16 protein-coding genes are annotated in these 19,481 nt (G+C 44.2%); 5 read left to right on the top strand and 11 right to left on the bottom strand.

The annotated features are described in order from the left end of the window. The first annotated feature begins 57 nt into the window (after positions 1–57). The 3 genes from G1C97_RS11260 (at position 58) to G1C97_RS11250 (ending at position 3,958) form a co-directional block, all read left to right on the top strand. Positions 58–1,176, top strand: coding sequence for a glycosyltransferase family 4 protein (locus G1C97_RS11260; protein WP_169241831.1), 1,119 nt, complete (start codon positions 58–60; stop codon positions 1,174–1,176). A gap of 336 nt (positions 1,177–1,512) precedes the next feature. Continuing rightward, a complete protein-coding gene (locus tag G1C97_RS11255) occupies positions 1,513–2,916 on the top strand; it encodes a flippase (RefSeq protein WP_169241830.1) in 1,404 nt (467 codons plus the stop codon). 82 nt (positions 2,917–2,998) lie between these two features. Then, the gene (locus G1C97_RS11250; RefSeq protein WP_169241829.1) at positions 2,999–3,958 is read left to right on the top strand and encodes an acyltransferase family protein; all 960 of its coding nucleotides are present in this window, start codon (positions 2,999–3,001) and stop codon (positions 3,956–3,958) included. Between the two features lie 631 nt (positions 3,959–4,589). Here G1C97_RS11250 and G1C97_RS11245 read toward each other — a convergent pair. Next, positions 4,590–4,946 carry a hypothetical protein gene (locus tag G1C97_RS11245; protein WP_169241828.1) on the bottom strand — a complete coding sequence of 119 codons (357 nt, stop codon included), beginning with the start codon at positions 4,944–4,946 and terminating at the stop codon, positions 4,590–4,592. Positions 4,947–5,421: 475 nt separating this feature from the next. Further along, the gene (locus G1C97_RS11240) at positions 5,422–6,438 is read right to left on the bottom strand and encodes a DNA-processing protein DprA (RefSeq protein ID WP_169241827.1); all 1,017 of its coding nucleotides are present in this window, start codon (positions 6,436–6,438) and stop codon (positions 5,422–5,424) included. A 720-nt stretch (positions 6,439–7,158) separates the two neighbouring features. Between G1C97_RS11240 and G1C97_RS11235 the strand changes: the two genes are divergently transcribed. Continuing rightward, a complete protein-coding gene (locus tag G1C97_RS11235; RefSeq protein WP_169241826.1) occupies positions 7,159–7,944 on the top strand; it encodes a hypothetical protein in 786 nt (261 codons plus the stop codon). Between the two features lie 181 nt (positions 7,945–8,125). On the opposite strand, the gene G1C97_RS11230 is transcribed toward G1C97_RS11235, so the two are convergent. After that, positions 8,126–9,547, bottom strand: coding sequence for an ATP-binding protein (locus G1C97_RS11230; protein WP_169241825.1), 1,422 nt, complete (start codon positions 9,545–9,547; stop codon positions 8,126–8,128). Between the two features lie 542 nt (positions 9,548–10,089). On the opposite strand from G1C97_RS11230, the gene G1C97_RS12140 reads away from it, so the two are divergent. Further along, positions 10,090–10,545 (top strand): hypothetical protein, encoded by a 456-nt coding sequence (locus G1C97_RS12140; RefSeq protein WP_205832634.1) that lies wholly within the window; start codon positions 10,090–10,092, stop codon positions 10,543–10,545. Between the two features lie 148 nt (positions 10,546–10,693). Here the strand turns inward: G1C97_RS12140 and G1C97_RS11220 are convergent, their stop codons facing one another. The 8 genes from G1C97_RS11220 to G1C97_RS11185 form a co-directional block, all read right to left on the bottom strand. Next, positions 10,694–11,671, bottom strand: coding sequence for a glycosyltransferase family 2 protein (locus G1C97_RS11220; RefSeq protein ID WP_169241824.1), 978 nt, complete (start codon positions 11,669–11,671; stop codon positions 10,694–10,696). A gap of 19 nt (positions 11,672–11,690) precedes the next feature. Continuing rightward, on the bottom strand, positions 11,691–12,800 hold the full coding sequence (locus tag G1C97_RS11215) for an acyltransferase family protein (RefSeq protein ID WP_335341370.1): 1,110 nt from the start codon (positions 12,798–12,800) through the stop codon (positions 11,691–11,693). Between the two features lie 63 nt (positions 12,801–12,863). Then, complete coding sequence (locus G1C97_RS11210) at positions 12,864–14,399, bottom strand: lipopolysaccharide biosynthesis protein (RefSeq protein WP_169241822.1); 1,536 nt, start codon at positions 14,397–14,399, stop codon at positions 12,864–12,866. Positions 14,400–14,422: 23 nt separating this feature from the next. Further along, on the bottom strand, positions 14,423–15,358 hold the full coding sequence (locus tag G1C97_RS11205) for a WlaTC/HtrL family glycosyltransferase (protein WP_169241821.1): 936 nt from the start codon (positions 15,356–15,358) through the stop codon (positions 14,423–14,425). Positions 15,359–15,454: 96 nt separating this feature from the next. After that, entirely contained in the window at positions 15,455–16,669 is a 1,215-nt protein-coding gene (locus tag G1C97_RS11200; protein WP_169241820.1) for a glycosyltransferase family 4 protein, read from the bottom strand. Positions 16,670–16,718: 49 nt separating this feature from the next. Then, positions 16,719–17,795 carry an EpsG family protein gene (locus G1C97_RS12585; RefSeq protein WP_169241819.1) on the bottom strand — a complete coding sequence of 359 codons (1,077 nt, stop codon included), beginning with the start codon at positions 17,793–17,795 and terminating at the stop codon, positions 16,719–16,721. A gap of 44 nt (positions 17,796–17,839) precedes the next feature. After that, complete coding sequence (locus G1C97_RS11190; RefSeq protein WP_169241818.1) at positions 17,840–18,775, bottom strand: glycosyltransferase family 92 protein; 936 nt, start codon at positions 18,773–18,775, stop codon at positions 17,840–17,842. 35 nt (positions 18,776–18,810) lie between these two features. Beyond that, positions 18,811–19,481, bottom strand: a 671-nt coding sequence (locus G1C97_RS11185) for a glycosyltransferase family 4 protein (RefSeq protein WP_169241817.1), incomplete at its 5' end; no start/stop codon positions are given.

The following is a 19,481-nucleotide window of genomic DNA, read 5'->3' as shown; positions in this document are numbered from 1 at the left end:
GATAATATGCATAGTAATTATATCACGCAACTAGATTCTATTTTTGGAAGGTAGATTATGTCCAGTATGAAAATTGGTTTTGTGTCGATAGGCAACATCTACGATCGTAAATTATGGAGTGGTACTATAAGTTTTCTAGCCGATGAATTGTCTAAGAAATATTCTATAGTACCTATTTTTATTTCTAATAAACCTAGACGTTTTTTTGCCAAAATATATAAAATCTTTAATTTAACTAGTGTTTTGCGTATCCCTTTTTTGGGGAGGTACATTCTTCAATCAAAAATTTCGCATTCTAATTGTGATATTTTCTTTGTGCCCTCTGGTAGCGAAATCATTGGTAGATGCCGTTTCCCTGAAGATAAGTATGTAATTTATTTAAGTGATGCCACATATCATCTTATGTTAGATTATTACTATTATAATGAAAGCAAAAAGAAAATACAATATTTTAATAATATTGAATATCTTGCTTTGAAACGTGCGAACATTGTCATCGAATCTAGTGAATGGGCGGCCAAAGATGTAGTATCTTATTATAAAATAAATTCTTCTAAAGTTTTTACTTTACCCTTTGGCTCTAATTTGCCTGATCGATATTATGGGAAAAAATATTTAAATCATAATATAATCAGATTGTTGCTCATTGGCGTTGACTGGAAGAGAAAAGGTATTGATATTGCAATTGAAACCGTTCGTATTTTGAATGAAGTAAGTGATAGTAGGTATGAGCTTACAATTGTAGGTTTCAATCAACCAAATTCTCAGTATGAAGATTATATTCATTTTGCTGGGCGATTAAATAAAAATCTTCCTGAAGATGTTGATAGACTTGTTAATTATTATCTTTCTTCGGATATTTTCATTCTTCCTACGCAAGCTGAATGTTCCGCGATAGTTTATTCCGAGGCAGCAATGTATGGTCTTCCTGTTTTTACATATAAGACTGGTGGAACTGAAACCTATGTTGATTCGGGTTACAACGGATATTGTCTTAATCCTGGTTCTACAGCTAATGATTTTGCTGAGTTAATTACTAAATTTATAAATTCTGGCGAATATTCAACTTTTTCTCTTAATGCTAGAAAAAAATATGAAATGGAATTAAGCTGGAGTAATTGGTTTAATTCTTTTAATAATCTTTTATCGAGATTTAATATAAACAGAACGGTATGATGATATATAACACTTTTTTGCGACCGGTATCGATATGTGATGTAATTGAAGAACTCTTCCTGGATGAGATATTTTCAACCAAGACAATAATATTCAGCGAATGTTTGATGAACAGCCTCTTTTATTCTGCTGCTAAACTACAAAGCGATATGGCCGAAGGCATTCAAACGTTGACTCGATGCTTTGTCTCATTCGTGTTCCCTAGATTCAACTGACCACAACCATAAATCTGGGTAAAACTGAGGTATCAAGATATTTCGGACACTGCCCTATCTAAGAGTTGATATGCGAAAACAATCTATAAGTCGTATTCGTTCTCTGAAGTTTAATGCGGTGATGAACATGATCCTCATGTCATCGTCGTTCATCTTCCCGCTGGTCACGGTGCCCTACGTGTCCCGCGTCCTCAACCCGTCGGGCATGGGCGCGGTGGCCTTCGCCCAGAGCATCATCTCCTACTTCTCACTGGCCGCGCTCCTGGGCATCTCCACATACGGGGTACGCGCCTGCGCCCAGGTCAGGGACGACCCGAAGGAGCTCTCCCGCACCGTCGAGGAGCTCCTCATAATCCTCGCCGCCTCCACCACCCTGACCTTCGCCATATACATGCTCGCATTGGAATTCGTGCCACGACTGGCCGGCGACAAGCCACTCTTCCTCATCTTCGGAACCGCCCTGTGGCTCGCATCCTTCGGCGTGGAATGGTTCTACCAGGCCATCGAGCAATACGGGTACATCACCATCCGCAGCATCGCCGTCAAACTCATCGGCCTCATCCTGATGTTCGCGTTCGTCCACCAGGCAGCCGACTACCGCATCTACGGCATGATCGTCGTGTTCACCGGATACGGGGCCAACATCCTCAACATGCTCCGACTGCGCACATTCATCAGATTCGTGCCGTTCAGAGAACTGAACATCACACGGCATTTCAAGCCCATGGCCTCGTTCCTCGTCTCCAGTGTCTCCTCCGGCATGTACGCGCAGGCCGACATGGTACTCCTCGGCTTCCTCGCCACCAACCACATCGTCGGCATCTACCAGCTCGTCGCCAAAATCAAGACCATGCTCGCCATGGCCATCAACTCCGTCGTCAACGTCATGCTCCCCAGACTCTCCTACTACGCCAAGAACTCCCGGGAGAAATACCACGACCTGCTCGTCAAGAACATCGACTTCGTGCTCCTGTTCGCCTCCGCCGGCATCGCTTGCGCCGCACTCTGTGCCGACGCCATCATCGACATCCTCGGCGGCAGCCAATACAGGACCGCCGTCCTGCCCCTCCTGTGCATTCTCCCGGCTCTTTTGTTCGTCTCGCTGAACACGGTCCTGTCCCAATACCTCATCTCCTCCGGGCACGAGAGGCAATACGCCATCGTCAACTTCACGGGACTCGTCTCCTCCGTCATCTACTGCCTCATCCTCATACCACCCCTCGGCGCCATCGGAGCCGCCCTCAGCTGCAGCCTCTGCGAACTCACCGCACTGCTGATCCGCTGCTGGTACGCACGCGACTTCATCACAACCATCCGCAAAGACATACAAATCATCCCCGCACCCACCTCGGCCGCCACCGCCACGGGCATCATCCTCCTCATACGCCAGACATGGTGGCCGACGCACGCCCTCCCGCAAATCATCGCGACCGGAATAACCTTCACCATCCTCTACACCGCGATGCTACTGCTGCTCAAGGAAAGAACGGTCACCACGATCATCCACTGCATCCGCACACGATGAATCATTCCCGCGCGACCTCTCACGAAACGGAACCCCCATGCCCCAACATGCAAACCCAACAAACGAAAGAACGGCGACGCACATGCGCAAGACACGGAACTCGAGCATCGAACTCCTCCGCATCATCGCAGCATATCTGATCGTGCTGCGCCACTTCGTGGGCGCTAACGCGTTCGACGTATGGACCCAGCCACTGTCGTTCAACAAGATCATCCTCGAAGGCCTGCTATATCCAAGCGGCAAGGTCGGGGTCGTACTGTTCTTCCTGATATCCGCATGGTTCCTCTGCGAATCCACAACAGACCTCAAGGCCGCGCTCAGACGGGCATGGATCCTGGAACGAGAGATCCTGTTCTACAGCCTCGCCCTCACGGTAATCGTCCTCGCCACCGACAGGAGCCTGCTCACCCCCAAGATCCTCGTCAGCGCCATACTGCCCACCTCCACCGACCTATGGTGGTACACGACAAGCTACATCGTCTTCCTCATCCTCTGCCCATTCCTGACCATCGGGCTCAAGTCCCTCGGGCAACGGACCCACCGCAACTGCTGCCTGGCCAGCATCATCCTATGGAGCATCGGCGGCGGTCTCACCAGCTTCGTCTCGTTCGACATGACCAAGGAAAACGTGCTCATCTTCATCTACCTATACGCCCTCGTCTCATACTGGCGCTGGTACCAGCCGGAGCTGATCGACCGCCGCACGGCCACCATCTTCGTAATCCTCGGATACACGATATCCACCGCATCGGTCCTCACGCTGACCCCCATCACCCTCACCCTCGACCGGGGAACACACCAGCAGACCATGCTCGGACAGAACGAATGGATGCTGCCCGTCATGCTCATAGGATTCGGCATGTTCTCACTCGCCAAGCAACACCACTTCACCAGCAAAATCGTCAACAGCATCGCCAAATCCACCTTGGCCATATACCTCATCACCGTCTACCCCCCATCTCCACACTCCTATGGCAACGAATGTTCGACATGCACGGCATCTACGACAATCCATGGCTCACGGCATACGCACTCGGCATAGCAGCCCTGACAGCCATCGCCTGCATCGCCATCGACTACATAAGAAGAGCATTATTCACAATCAGCATCGACCGCAACCCCGGAAAATGGTTCAACAACCTATGGAAGCTCTCCACCAAAAAACACAACCACAACAACCAATAAACAACCAACACAGTGGTAGCCTCCTACTTAAAGATTCCTCGATTCTGTTCTGGTTCTGAGTAAAGTCACAGGCCACGCTCTCGTCTCAAGTCCAGATTAGGTTCGCAAAACGTTCTAAAGCTACATATATTTATCGCAATCGATGCGAAATCTTCTGAGTCGTTCGCGTCAAATCACGATACAAGTCGAACCTCGTATCATGTAGCTCAGCATATTGTGAACGCGGGTGAATTGTATCTGCACAATACGAGGTTCGACCTGATAACGTCCGGAATTATGCGCATTTTGGTCTAAGCGCGAGATGGGACATGGCCCGTGGTCTGCGTACGGTTTTCTGTCGCCAAACAACGATAAATCGCGATTGGCAACGGTTCAACGCCCACTGCCGTTTCAGGACGCCCCAATCCAAATGCAATTAATCCGCACAACCGAGCTCCATAATATTCGGTTCGCGCACCCCGTATGAATCATGCAGGGATAAAACAAAATCATCGCTTGTTCCGCATCGGGCACTGGTCATAATCCCACGGGCATCCATTACGGTAGGCCAACTGCTTATAACCATCAGAGACACTCTGACCAATCATGCGTGAGCAATAATCCAGATCGACGATTCTCGCCAGACAATAGATGGTCACTCGTTGCGCTCCAGACTGTTTAAGCATGATGGAGGCTGATTCGGCGGTGCCGCCCGACGTCCATGTATCGTCGATGAGCAGTACATGTCTCATCGTCTCATCCGAATACGAACCATCCAGCGAGAACGTGGACGGTGCGATCGCCCGATGTTTCTGCTCATTAGCCAGCAATTTCACCTCGGGGATGGTTTTATTCAGCATCGGCAAGACCAATCCGTTGAGTGGGTGCGGTTGACCGTAGCGTTCGCTGGTGGTGGTTGACGGTATGGTTGCCCATGCGCTCGGTATCACTCCATCAGACGTATGAGCCAGGCAACTCTAATGGACGACGAGCGCATCGCCAAGCACATATTTCAGTGTCTCGCAGTAATCCTTAGATTCAGGGCGGTCACTCTTGTATCCGTCCATGACGCGGTACATCTGATCGAACTTAATAGCATAGTTGGCGATTCTAATCCGATCAGCCATCAGATGTGCGACGTCGAGAGCCTCAGCCTGTTGACGTAGACTAGTGCAGCTGTAACAAATCGATGCGTAGTCCCGCTTGGGACCACCGCAGATAGGGCAGACATGATTCTTGGTGCTGTGGTATATCACTGTTTTTGCATAGCTGCCCAATCTCCAACCCATACTCTGCTCAAAGTGGGCGTATGCAGCCAGCAGATTCGGGTTCAGTGCGGAGTCAGGCATACTGTACTTTCGCGTCGAGAATGGCTTCCAGCAATGTGTCTACATTGTTGTCGAGGAATGAGATCCTATCAAGTGCTTTGCCGACTTCTTCGACACTGTGCACGACGAACACACCTGGCTTGTTGCGATATTCCTGTGCCCATTCGGTGCGCTCCAGCACGACGTCACGGAAAATCAACGGACGTCCGTGACGTTGCGCCTGACGAGCCTGAATACGCGTGCCGGAATGTTCCGATGCCTCAACCACCACAGTGGCCAGACCATATCCCGACATCAGCGCGTTGCGCATCGGGAATGTCTGCTTGGCCGGCGGGCTGTCAGGCCAGAACTGGGATAACACCAGCCCTCGCTCTTCGATGCTTTTCTGCAGTTCACGGTTGGATGCAGGATAACAACGATTAATGCCAGTGCCGATGAATGCGACCGTTCGTCCGCCTGCTTCCAGTGCCGCACGGTGGGCGAATGAGTCGATTCCTTCGGCCAGTCCTGCGATTACGGTCAATCCACGTTCGCACAGCATGCAAGCCGTGTCATGAGCGAAAATGGCACCCTCCGGCGAGCATTTACGCGATCCCACGACGCTAACGCCTAAATCGTTCGCAAGCAGAGACCCCTTGGCGAACAGGAACGGCGGCACGTCCACGACCGATCGCAGCCGCAAGGGGAACCGGTCATCGAACACGGTGACCAAGTCAAGCCCCTGCTCTCGCCACTGCGCCACTTTCCGTTTGGCTTGATTCCACACGGCATTCGCTTTCGCCGTGTATTCAACGGATGGCATGTCCTCCACTTCAAACAGTGAGCCCTGCTCATTCGTCGGCACATATTCGTGTTCACGAAGCGGATTATGCAACGGGTCCATCCGATGCCTGAGCACACGCACAGCACTGCCTTCAACTAGACACTCGTTGGCCAACGAAGACCATGTATTGGGCCGTTCACAGCACTCGATCAACGTGATCAGAGCAGCGTTTTCAGCATCAAGCCGCTCCCTATCATCAAACTGCAACTCCAATCACCTCCAACATCGTAGAACCTCGCTCAACCGGAAAACAACGAGATATCGACATACCATTTTACCGGCGCACAGGTAAATTATTCTCTTCTCGAGCAATTCGTTACTCGAATAGTAGCCGCCGACATTCAGAACCCGATGTGCCTTTCTCGTGCATAGAAGGTCAGTGTCTCGGCGTCTAGCATTACCTTCTCTTGCTTGATGTCTCTTTGACTGTTTTCCTGATCATTCGATCCAACATGGTCTCCAACACAGTTTGATCAACTTGTAGGGTCTGCGGTGACATGGCTAATGTCCTTGTTTCCAATCGCGATCTATCTTTGCTCGGCGACAGAAAATCGTACATAGAACGAGGGTCATGCTCTAAGACATATGTCAACTATCTGCTGAAGCTAAATACGTGCCCAGTCATGCATTAATCTAATGCGCCGAATCGACCAAAGCATCACCACTCGCATTACCAGCGAGAATTGCGTGTACCCGTCACTGCTGGAGGCCGTCGAATACTGAAGTACCGTGAATAATCTGTTAGAGCACGGAATGCTTCAGACCTGCTGCACCTAAAACCGGTAAGCATTTTTTGGATTCTTTAAGCATATTTTGCATATAAAAGACATAATAGCAATATTATTCACCGCAGACACAATGCTATAATGTCTAGGCGTGCGCAATAATATGCATTATATGCATGATATGCAACGAAAAAGGAATGTGATGAGCGAAACTGCGTCGGTGACGGTGTCCACCAATCTCAATATTCAAAGCACAGACAGCTCAAGTCGGAAACCAGTGAAGAAAACAAAGAACAAAGGCGCAGCAAAGGCGGCAAACGGTGTAAGAAAGAAGGGAGAACCGACATCGGAAAATCATGAGAAGAGTGAAAGTAAAGGCAGCCTACGTTTTCTTCTACGAGCCGCGAAAATTATCAATGGACTTGAATGTTGCGATGGTTTGAAGCCTGTTATGTTGCAATATATCTGCGATCATCTGACCGAAGAAGATTTGACAGAGCCATCCGTTGAGAAACTTGTGTTTGAGCTCAACCGAACCCCGTATTCAGGTGAACAGATGAAAATTGATATGTCTGCGACCAAAAAGTTCAATAGATATTCAGCGTTATCTGCGATAGCAGACAAAACTGGTATATCATATGACGATCTGTCTTCAATCTATGCGATACAGAATGGGCGACTGTCCGTGCGTACGCCTACCGAAACCCTTGGCACAAAGGAGTCGGAACGTAATCGTACGGTCGCGATATTGTGTGCAGGCTATTGCTGGATTGCAGATAGAAGGATGGAAATACCCATTGACGAGGTACGCAGAATTGCTCGTGGGCACTACGAAGTGAGTCGAAATCTCGTGAAACATCTCACAGCTGTTCACGGTTTTCATATTTCAGGAGAAGGAAAAAGCAAAATGATAATTCTGCAGCAGGATATATTTCTGCCGGTTTTTCAATCTGCGCTTTCTCGCATATTAGGTCATGCCACCGTGTGAGGAATAAGCGCATATAGAACGGGTATATAAACTCAATGCTTGAAGATCTGTCTTGGGTAGGGTGATTATTCGCGCTTCATCTTACGATACATGAGATTAATAGGGTGTGGGTTATTGTTCAAATTTGAAGAATTGTTTGTCTCCCTTGGAGTTGTGGTGCTGATGAATACGCTCAATGTACTTAACGTGTGTACATATTTTCCGCGGTGACGAATTCGATAGAGTCGTTTTGTAGATAGCGGTTTCGGGTGGCTTCGCTAACAGGATTCTTGGTGAAGAGCATGAATTTTGTGTTATCCGACGGGTATCCGTGGATGAGCGCCGCTCGGCGATGCGATCGCTCCAGGGCTTCCGTTTCGTTGAATGAATTACACCATTTGCATTCGCCGAGAAGCAGTTGCTTATCTTGCGGGTTCGCGGCGATTACATCGATATCGGTCTGTTCTCGTGCTATTGGATCATTGCCCCACCATTTGCCGAACTGTGTCGCGATGAAGGGAAGCATGCCATTGGCATTGGCGCGCATAAGCCATTGCCGGCAAATGGTTTCGAATTGTTGCCCTACATAAGTCTCGAACGCCGGCCCGAAAGCAAGCTTGCGGGCAACCTGTTCGCTGATTCCGGTTTCGATGATGCTCATATTGCGCCCGACAAACCGGAACCAATACGCGAAGAATGGATCCGAAATCATATACATGCCCTTGCGTGATTTCTCGGGATTGTCGCCAAACGGCACCATGCGCTCAATGATGTGCAAGGATGACAAGGTCTTCAGATAATTGCCGATTCCATCGGAGTCCACGCCTGCGTGTTCAGCAATGAGTTTTGGTGAAGAGTTGCCGGCGGCGATGGATTGCAATACGGAATAATATGCCGCAGGCTCGCGGAGCTCCTGACGTAGCAGCATCATTGGTTCCTCGCGAAGAGGACCGAGATTGTCGAATATGAGCCGTAGCACGTTGGCCTCGAAGCCTTCCGATTCGTTGATGCGGGCCAAGTAATACGGTGTGCCACCGAATGTAGCGTAATGGTTCACTAGGCCATGCGGATCGGTGGAAGGCAAGAACTTTGCCGCATCCGCGTAATCGAACGGCAGAAGCCTGATTTGGGCAGTGCGCCGACCATACAGTGGACTTTTGCGGCTTAGTACATTGTTTTCCATGAATCCTTCATTGCTTCCGGAAAGAATCATGGTCACGTTTGTATTGAGCAGTCCGTGATCGATGGCGATTTGCATGATGGACGGCAGCGACGGCTCCGCTGCCGCCGCATACGGGAATTCATCAAATACGAACACAAAGCGACGTTTAGATTCGCGGGCTTGCTGCGCCACGAATTGCAGTGCGGACGACCAGCTGCCGAACGCCGGCATTGAATCAGGCATGCCGAAGAAATTAAGTGCCGTACGAGAGAAATCCTCGAGATTCAGTTTCGCGCTTTGCTGTATTGCAGTGAAATACAAGGCGTCTTTGTCTTTGACAAACTCATCGATCAAAGCCGTTTTGCCTACACGCCGGCGGCCATACAGCACCACCATTTCAAAGGAGTCGCTGGCATACAGCCGTTCCAGTGTTTGCAATTCATGCTCGCGCGCGATGAACATTCTGCTTCTCCGATGACGACAAACAACAATGATACGGTTAACTGTATCATGATTAAGGTAATCACGACATGGTTAATTGCCCCGCTCGAGAATGGCGTCTGGGCCCGTACTCACGAGTCGTAATGGCGATGAGGTGCGGAATTGTGAGCACTTTGGTCTGGTTGCTAGATAGTGGCACGGGCCGTGCCTGGCATATGATTTTCTGTCGCCGAGCAAAGATAGATCGCGATTGGAAACAAGGACATTAGCCATGTCACCGCAGACCCTACAAGTTGATCAAACTGTGTTGGAGACCATGTTGGATCGAATGATCAGGAAAACAGTCAAAGAGACATCAAGCAAGAGAAGGTAATGCTAGACGCCGAGACACTGACCTTCTATGCACGAGAAAGGCACATCGGGTTCTGAATGTCGGCGGCTACTATTCGAGTAACGAATTGCTCGAGAAGAGAATAATTTACCTGTGCGCCGGTAAAATGGTATGTCGATATCTCGTTGTTTTCCGGTTGAGCGAGGTTCTACGATGTTGGAGGTGATTGGAGTTGCAGTTTGATGATAGGGAGCGGCTTGATGCTGAAAACGCTGCTCTGATCACGTTGATCGAGTGCTGTGAACGGCCCAATACATGGTCTTCGTTGGCCAACGAGTGTCTAGTTGAAGGCAGTGCTGTGCGTGTGCTCAGGCATCGGATGGACCCGTTGCATAATCCGCTTCGTGAACACGAATATGTGCCGACGAATGAGCAGGGCTCACTGTTTGAAGTGGAGGACATGCCATCCGTTGAATACACGGCGAAAGCGAATGCCGTGTGGAATCAAGCCAAACGGAAAGTGGCGCAGTGGCGAGAGCAGGGGCTTGACTTGGTCACCGTGTTCGATGACCGGTTCCCCTCGCGGCTTCAATTCGCGACGGTATCACTCAGCAAAGCGCCCGCATACTGGAATGGTTCATATAGCGGATTGGTCGCGATTGTGCCGCCTAATAATATTTGGAGCTAATTACTCGAAGCATCTGCATACTTTGTTTAGAAACAATCTAATAATAAGTATTATCGACAACGGACAGCACACTCCGTCTCGGAGCAGAGACGGAGTGTAAAACAGTCTACTTCGGGTAACTCCATACAACAGCATGAAGAAAAGCGCTTCATTGCTCATATAAATTTCTAATTCTGTACCGTATCATTAAAGATGCAGAAAAGATAGCTGGATATTCCGAAAGGATAGACATAATTTTACATGGTACAGAGAGATAATGTCGTATTGGTTTAGATATAACCTTTAATTCGTTGATTAATTTAAGAATCCTATCTCTTATAGCAGCGTCAGATGTTTTTCTGTATCTACGTAATGCATACCCAAAGTCCCGAATAATATCACGGAAAACCGAATCATAAACATCATTAATATTGTTTGCAATAACAAAATCTAATCTTTGGATATATGCTTCTATACGATCTAAATTTTTGATAGAAAAAGGAGAGCTTATAATACTCTTTTCATTCTTGGTGTAGTGATATAGTTTTTTGGAAGTTAAAGCAACTTTACGAGCTCCGAATAATACCTCATGATATATGAATTCGTCCTCGTGTATCTTCCCTATAGGAAACATATTATTTTCACATAAACTCCTATTATATAACTTATCCCAAGCGACTATTGGGCGTGGCTCTCTTCTTTTTAATGATTCCTGTAAATAGTCTAATCCAGTAGTGACTAAATCTTTCATTTGGCCACCATTGTTATCATGCTCATCATAATACGAACAAATAGATAAATCCGCATTGTTATTTAGTATTAAATTAAGTAGAGCAGAAACATAATCAGGTTCGAGATAATCGTCACTGTCCACAAAAGCAATATACGCCCCATGACAATGTTCAATTCCATAATTTCTTGCAGAGGAAAGACCGCCATTTTGTTTATGTAGTACTGTTATTCTCGGATCTTTTTTTGCATAGGAATCACAAATATTTGGAGAGGTATCAGTAGACCCATCATTCACTACAACAATCTCTAAATTCCGATATGTCTGTAGGATAACACTATCTAGGCAACGAGAAACAGTGCTTTCCACATTATATACTGGAATTATTATCGAAACAACGATATTATCTTTTTCCATTCCTGCATCTCCTTGACATTTAAAGTTTTTTTGCAAAAGTTAGTTCTATGCTATTAAATATTTTTCCGGGGTGTTTATCTATGGTAAGGGCAAAGAGCGCACGTCGCAATTGGTCTATCAATATAGCACCAAATGGAACGCATACGGAGCATAAGAGTGCAGGAACTATGACTTGCCCCCTCCATGTGATGTGGCTAAAGGTAAAAATTTCTTTCCATAAGAGAGATCGAATGAAAGGATATTCTGTGATTAGGTATGCGGCAAGTGTAGATCCAGCAAGATAATCAATTAGTCTGCTGTTTTGTTCTGGAAGAGAAATAACCAGCAGAAATATCGGAACAGCAACGCTGAGAATAAGAATATTGCTAAAAACCCATAAGTCATCTATAAATCGATTGGCTACAGCAGATAAAATGGGGATATAACACATAGAAACAATCTTCAATATCGTCGAAGTGATAATCCCAGAAAAAATGGTTATCGCCAACCTTTTTCTTTGATGTATTAGTTTTTCTCTATCGACTCTAAATCTGATATATGTGATAACAATAGCCAGCGTTAGAAGAATCGACAAATCCTGTCCACTTTTCGGTATTTCAATCCCAGGAAAAATAAATGCAAAAATTGAGTATAGCGTAATTGCTAGAACACACAGTTGCTTATGCTCCTTATCGGTCAACGCTTTAAGTCCTACAGACACAAATGGCATTAGTAGATATAGGATTGCATAAGCTGTGATAAACCACCATGTCCCATTTAGAAGAGGAATAAAAGAACATAGTAATTCTTCTATATTAAGCTGTTTGCTAACCATATAATATACTATGTATAGTAGTGTGCTATAGAAAATTACCTGTCGATCAAATACCCAGACCGATTTCAAACTTTTTAATAAAGTCTTCCGCGATTCAGACAAATACCAAATTGATATACTAAAAAAGAGAACGTTTCCTATTTCTCCGCACATTGAAATATATGGAGAATGAATGATTAATTCATCAATTCTATTATAAGAACCATCTTCTATAGATGGATTATAAGACACTAGATGATAGAAAATAATCATTCCCATTGACAAAAGCCGTAGCAATTCTACGTTGGAGTTTCTTTTGTGACTATTTTTCCCCATCTCAATTGACCTGTGAACTATTGTTCTCTTTCGTATCATTATCTGAATCCGCAAATCTATAATTTATTTCCGATGGATTTTTTCCTTAATCGTATTGACAAGAATTGATCGTTCCCGTGATCCCAATAGGAACACCATATCGGTGGCAATAACGACAATTGAACAAATTGCACAAGCTGCAATAAGTGTGATCCATGAGTTTATTTCGAAGTTCATTAAGTCTCGCAATGCGTAACAGACTCCTGCCGCGATTGCGGTTGCCGCTATGTATTGAAGATAAACAGGGTAAAAAGCAAAACGCGATAGTTTCAGACAACGTGCAGCATATATTGGCACAAAGGTAAGGTTTGCAATGAAACCGACGATTTGCGGTACTGCGGCCACCGCGTAGATTCCATTGGACGGAAATGCATACACGCCGGCTACCATTGAAGCGAATGAGATGGCGCCACAAATCAGCCAGCCGATGGAGTATTCCCTGAGCTTGTTGACCAGCAGCGGCACTCCCTGCAGTGTGGTGGCCACTCCCGAAAGCAGGAAACCTCCCATGGTCAGTTGCATGAGGATATTGATCATCCGGGCATCTTGTCCTGGTTGCCATAGCTTGATGAAATCCTCGCCTACGACTAACAACACCACGAAAATGAGATTTACGAACAAGCCGCAGATGCGCATGGCGGATTTCAGTTCACGGATGAGATAGTCTATTCGTCCCTGTGCATAATACTTGGTTTGCTGCGGCGAGAACAGGGATGTGATGGTGCCCATAAGGCTCGACATGGTGGTTGGCACCAGTTGAGCTATGGAAAGCAGGCCCATGAGGTATGGGCTGATCATCAGGTTGGCGACCAGCAAGCTTAAGCCATCCTGAAGTATTTGCTGTAACTTGATTACGCAATTCCATATGCCCGCTGCGAGCATTTCACGGATGGCTGGCCAAGAAAAACCATGACGCACAAATCTGAGCTCGGGCACCAGTCGTTTCGTGAACACATAGTTTGCGACAAATGTGATTAACGTAGCCGCGCATGTCCCCAGTCCGACATACCACACCATCGCCGGTAATGTTCCGAACAGAAGGATAAGCACGATTACTTTGACCACAACGGCTGCGATATTAGCTACGCTGCCGAGATATAGCTTGTTTTTGATGAATGTGGCGACAGTGAAAACCGTCGAGATCGTCGACAACAGAAAATTCACAACAATGAACGTGAATAGGAGCTTGACATCGCCGACGAGGTGTGGAGAGATATTGATTACGCGTTCGAGGTTCCAAATCAACGGAACTGACACCACGGCCAATATTGCAATAATGAAAAGGTTGGACGAGAGCGTGGAAGTAAAATACTTATCCGCGGTCTTCTTGTCTCCGCGATGGTAGGCGACGGTGATGAAACGTCCGGCCACGGAGTTCAATGCCAATGTGGCCAACGCCGCATAATTGACCATAGTGTTGGCGAGTCCTACGAATCCATATGCTTCGGCGCCGATGCGTTGCACGATGAACGGCGTCAATAAGAATCCGATGCCGAGATTTGCTGCAAAAGCTACAAGGCTTGCCACAAGATTGAGAATGAATTGACGCTTGTTATCCATGTTCTCAGTTTTCTCCCCGAAACTCATAATGGATAACGACGAACAAGATGCCAGAAGTCCTTCTTTACGAAGCGCAGGCATCGTTTCGTCCAATACCATCGAGTGCGTGCTCCAGTTACCATAAATTCCGGCAACAATGTTTTGGATTCCTCTGTCTCTGGTATCTTGTCTTCGTCGTTGTAGTCTTTGAACATTGAGAACCATGTACTTGGCAGGCAGCAATATTCATTTGGTTTTTCCAGATGACACATGAGCAAAACAATCTGATCGTCATCCAACAAGCCGCATCGAAGAAGATGCTCATATTGGTTCCTTACATCTTTATGGAATTGCCTCGCATAGATAGTGTCTAGTTCAATGCAATTGCCCTGAATATAGGTATCTGTACGCCGTACGCAATCGAAAATTGGATCAGTCGGGAATTCTCGTAATTGGAACAGAGACACATTTCCTGAGGGACGATGATAGTTCCATTCCCGGTCGAACCAGTATGAATCCTTATAGTATTCCCCTCCATGATCGAAACCGAAGTCAATCCATGCCATCTTGTTTGTGGACACCTCAGATGATGCTTGAGCTAGACACCAGAACTTCGCATACATGGCGAAATCGTAAGTGGGATTGTTCACTTCCGGCTTATCCGGATAAAGGCTGAACTCAGGAAATCGTTCACCAACTTGATGCATGAGCTTGAAAAGGTCAACATCGATATCGCTCAACCGAGGCACTGTGTGAATGATGGTATTCTCCCGTCCGTAGGAAGCGCGTATGGCTCTGACCCTGACCTCGTTTTCGGGAGTCGTATAAACGATGAGATCATTGCGTATCCGAGCCCAGTGTGCGAAGTACGTGAAATACTTGTCGTCAGATCGCCGTGATTCACCGGACCATTGTCCTCGTCCGATCGGGAAAAACGCTGTCACGAGCGTTATACCATCACACAATTCAGTTGTTTTCATAAGAACCTCCAACACGTTTATCTCTCGTATGTCAAGACTCGGCCATAGCCGTATATGTTATCTCTGGGAGTAATTGATTTATGAGAAGTATTTGTTTTATCGGTTGATAAGGGAATTCACCGTAGCTACAAACCGCTCATAGAATTTCTGCTTGGTGAATTCTCTTGAGCGCAACTTTGCGTTTATGCTCATGGATCGCAACCGTTCAGGATCGTGTGCCAAAGCCTCTATAGCTGATGCAAGATTGGCAACAATGGAGTCGTCTTTAGGAATGGTGATAGCGCATTCCGGAGTCACGTATTCTTGTATGCCGCCGGATTGTGTAACCAAAAGAGGGAGCCCCATGGCCATGGCTTCAAGACATACGGTTGGTGCGGCATCTTCCCACAGTGAAGGAACAACCTGGATATCTGCAAGTGATGCATAACGCCAAAGATGGTCGTTGGGGACGTAGCCGGTAAAAATAACGCGATCAGAAAGACGATTCACATACTGCTCAACCGAATCCATATATTCAGTATGGGAGTTAAGCGCAAAATTTGGGCTACCTATAATTAGAAGTTTTATATGTTTATCTGGGATATGATCGATTGCTTTGAGTAATTCAAGAACACCTTTAACAGGAATAATCCGGCCACAAAATAGTGTTACGAAATCCTTGCTACTAAGCCCAAGTGAAGCACGAAGACTCTCTTTTTCCTCAAAACAGATAGATTTATCGAATGCGGCTGAGTCTATACCATTATGCACTGTAACAATTTGGGTATCATCATTATTCAAGCAATGGGTACGCCAGGCATTGCCCGCAAAATCACTTACAGAAAGAACAGTGGAATAATTTTCGCTTTTAAAATCCACTTCTGGAACGTAATGAAGATGATACCAAAGACGATTTTTGAATATTCTAAAATACCTTTCTGGAGCAGAATTTGGACCGCCTTCGAAAATAACTGCATCATAATAATGATTAGGTTTCCTTGTTAACGCGCGTAAACAAGATGAATAATAATAATTATACATGGGAACATAGTTATTATTAATTCTTTTAACAAGAAAATGTTTTATCCTATATAAAAAACGTATAAGAAAAGAATTTTTAGCTATTGTTATAAAATTCGTTCGTCGATACTTTTTTGACAAAAAAAGTGAATGCTCGTCATATATAGTGGCGACTGTAAGATTAAGAAGACCATATTCCTCATTTTCATCTATTAAATTCGTTATAAGGGTTTCAATGGCTCCGCCTTGAGAGGCAGGAACAGGAAGTAAACCTGGTGCTATAAAACAAACATTTGGTTTATAGTCATTCATAAATACAGTCCTTTACGATTAAAATTTGGAAAAATAAAACAGACGAATTCTATAATCCGTAAATTTCCCAATAAAAGTTATAAGGCAATCCCTGTCCACTTGGGACAACATAATATATAAAATAGAATAAATAAAAGATAAATATACAAATAAAAATAGATTTTTTGATCAATGAATCATTAATTTTTGAAATACAAGAAGGAAGAAGAATGATTAGAAAGATAGTAAAATACCACGCAACTCTGTAAAATTCCACGATTACATGAGACCATCCTTGGAAAATTATTCCAACACTGAATAGTAAAAGTAAAATATTATCCTGATAAGAAATTCTTTTTTTCAAAATTAGGAAACAAAAAATAAGGAAAATAATAAGCATCAACAATGTACCATAGCCTGTGTCGTTAGTGTTTAAGCTATAGATACCGCTTTCGGCCAAATCCATCCTATAACGCAACATAGGGATAAGATTTAAAAGAGTAAGAATTGTGTTAGAAAAAAGAGTACCAAAAATTGATAATAATATAGTAAAGAAAAGGAATATAATATTATACGTGAGATAAAAGCAAATAGGATACGCGATGAGAAAAATAAAACTGGTACTATGTATCAAGCCTGCTAAAATCACGGAAACAATAAAAGCAATAAATCTTCTTTGTTTCAAATAACTAAAGGAAAACAAAAGTAAAATGCAAATAGCAGTGAACTGCCTTAACATTGAAAAGGTAAAAAGAAGATATGAACAAAAAAATATAATACATGAAATTAAAGCATTAGAGGAATATTTATATATAAAGATTCCAAGACATGTGTAAAAAATTGCGGAAAGTATAATCAAATAAAAGCGATAATTTCCAATAGATATTATTTGAATGATTTTAGAAAGAACATTGAAGAGCCAACCTTCGGCAAAAGGATTTGAAATAACAGAAAAGAAATTCTGGGATCTAAGATTATTGAATAAATCTAAATATGTACCTCGTGCATCAGGAATACCAACATTTATATTTCGGAATGCAGTGATAAACCACATTAAACAAACTGAGATTGTACATGAAATTTTCTTTACGGGAATTGCGTAGAAAACCCCTGCAATAAGGAATAGAGTAAAAATATATACGCCCATGTGAATCCGGTCTAATTACTGAAGAGTTGACTACAATCTTTTTATTACAATTTATTTCGTAATGTATGTATTAGCTTGGCATAATAGAGTCCTATATCATCACGAACTATATTATTATCATAAAGTTTAAAATCTTGCTCAAGCTGCTCAATGGACCTTGTCTCGCCATGTGCTTTATCAGCCACTCTTCTACTCCTGCGAATCATCCATTCGTTTTTAGATTTCGTAAAATAGTGATTTATGCGCAGGAAGCAAAGAGAAGAGCATCCTTCAAAATTATATGCTCCCTTACATTTATGCCCTAATTCATTTACGCTATAAAACCCTAAACGATAAATTGGATAGTGGGCATTTTTATAACAAACAACCAATCTTGGATTTGCTATTGTTTTGATACAAGCATTGCCTCGACCGCCATCGATATCTCGGTAAAGATAATTCTCAAGGACTAACCCTTTTGGCTTTTGCACATGTCCGTTTGATCCGTACATACGCCAATTAACCGCTATACCTCCAATATGCTTGGAGGAAGTAAATATAGAATCAACAACTTTACATATATCGGAATCAACTCTACAAGGCATCAAAAATTCGTCAGCATCAATAAACGCCATATACTTTGTCTCATATTTAAATCGAGAGATGGCATCTTCATATGCTTTATATTGCATTGCGATTCCCGGCATTGATGTGTATGTGATGAAATTTGGGTCGGAATAATTATCAATCAGTTCTTTGGTATGGTCTGTGGAACCATTATCGTAAAGATAAATATGTGAAATACCTAATACACGATAAAAATCAAACCATTCTAATAAATACTGAGCTTCATCCTTCACAATCGCTACAACTGAAAGATTGTATTCATATGACCTAAATTCCTGTATTGGCTTAAATGAATTAAATAGACGAAAAGGAAAATATTTGATTTGCTTTAATGTTTTTCTCATAAAGGGAACAAATTTCCATATTTCAACCATTTTTAAGCCTTACGTAAATATCGGAACAATGCAAATTATTTATTTATTAAGGAATCCTGGTATACATTTAGGATTTGGGAGGAAATATCCCTTGCAAATTCCTTGATGGAATAATTTTTGGCCTTAGCTTTAATCTCATCAATAAGATCATTATTCTGAATAGCAAATTCAATTTTTTTTGCTAAATCGGAAGGATCGCCAGAACGATACAGAAATCCGGTTTCGTGATCCTTGATTAGAAAAGGAGTGCATCCGGAATCAGCTCCTATTACTAGGTTTTCGTAATACATTGATTCAATAGTGACTCTACCTAGCGCTTCCATTCTGGAACAAACCAAAGCTATATCACTGTTTTGTCTATAAGGAGCTAAATTATTCTGATATCCCTTATAAAATATATAATTTTTAGCTTGCTCAGGAATCAAGCTATTGACATATTCTTCGTTTCCTTGACCGCATACTGTAAGCTCAATTTTAAACTTTTGATGCAAAATCTTGGTAGCTTCAATGGCGTCTCTCTGCCCTTTCCCTTCGGAAATAAAACCGGCAATGAGTAACCGACATATGCCATCCTCCATAAATTTACGAGGATGATCTATTGCTGAATCGTATTCGACGGTGTCGTATATTGTTGTAAACGACTTAAACGAATAAGTATTTAAATAATAATTTTTAATTACATCGGAGATGAATATAGCATTAGAAT

Source organism: Bifidobacterium olomucense, from assembly GCF_012932375.1.
Lineage (GTDB): Bacteria > Actinomycetota > Actinomycetes > Actinomycetales > Bifidobacteriaceae > Bifidobacterium > Bifidobacterium olomucense.
This window is presented reverse-complemented; position numbering and strand designations above follow the sequence as displayed.